Below are 1,266 nucleotides of genomic sequence, written 5' to 3' on the forward strand. Positions count from 1 at the left end.
CCGCTCGCCGCTCCCGGCTGAGGGCGAGGGTCGCCGCGTGCAGCCCGGCCATGCCGTGTACCCCGGCGCCGGGAGGGGTGGCGGCCGAACACAGGTAGACGCCGGGCAGCGGCGTCGCCCAGGGGCGTGGCGAGAGCACCGGCCGGGCGACCAACTGGCGCAGGTCAGCGGTGCCACCGCCGATGTCGCCGCCGATCTCGTTGGCGTTGTGCGCCTCCAGTGCCGTCGGTCCCATCACGTGGCGGGCGAGCACCCGGTCGCGGAATCCGGGGGCGAAGCGTTCGACCTGGGACTCGAGCGCATCGGTCATGTCGACGCTGGAGCCCAGTGGGACATGGCAGTAGGCCCACCCGGTGTGCCGGCCTGCCGGGGCGCGGCTCGGATCGGCGGCGCACGCCTGAACGAACAGTACGAACGGCCGGTTTGGATGGTGGCCGCGGGCGACGGCCCGCTCGGCCGCGGCGATCTCGGCGAGCGTGCCGCCCAGGTGTACGGTCGCCGCCCCGGCGACCGCCGGATCGCGCCAGGGCACCGGTCCGTCGAGCGCCCAGTCGATCTTGAAAACTCCAGGTCCGTACCGGTATCGGCTGAGCGCGGCGCGGTAGCGGCCGGGCAGCGCGTCGCCGGCGACCGCGAGCACCTGGCGAGGGGTGAGATCGAGCAGCACGGCCCGCGCGGGCGGCAGTTCCGACAGGCTGGTCACCGGGGCGCCGGTGACCAGTTCGCCGCCGAGCTCGCGCAGTCGGGCGACCAGGGCCTCCGCCAGCGACAATGATCCACCGACGGCTACCGGCCAGCCGACCTGGTGCGCGAGCACCCCGAGGAACAGCCCGTAGCCTGCGGTGACCGGGCGATGTAAATCGATCATGGAATGGGCGGCGAGTCCGGCGAACAGCGCTCGCGCCGCCTCACCGCGCAGCGCGGCGCGGGCGAGCGCGGTCGCGGACCACAGCCCGCGCACGCCGAACCGGGCGAGGGCCAGGGGCGCGGTGGGCGGCAGGTCGAACGGCGCCAGCACACCCTCGGCCAGCCGCGAGCCGTCGGACGCCAGCGGGCCGACCAGCCGGCGCCAGCCGGAATCGGCGCCGTCCCGGTCGGCGAGGCCTGCCGCGGTGGCGTTGAGGTCGCGGCGCAGCAGCGCCGCCGGGCCGTCGTCGAGCGGGTGGGCGAGCGGCACCGGCGGATGCGCCCACCGAAGTCCCCCGGCCGGGGCCGGGCGTGGGGCTGGGCCTGCGGTGGGGGTCGGGCCTGCGGAGGACGTCGGGC

The 1,266-nt window shown here is 76.2% G+C and carries 1 protein-coding gene; it reads right to left on the reverse strand.

Translation table 11 applies throughout. The features are described 5' to 3' along the window. The coding region (locus AC08OJ_RS15645) for a phytoene desaturase family protein (RefSeq protein WP_476596101.1) at nucleotides 1-1,177 on the reverse strand (1,177 nt) is incomplete at its 3' end. Between the last annotated feature and the right edge of the window lie 89 nt (nucleotides 1,178-1,266).

The sequence above is a fragment of the Frankia sp. CgKIO3 genome (genome assembly GCF_977946435.1).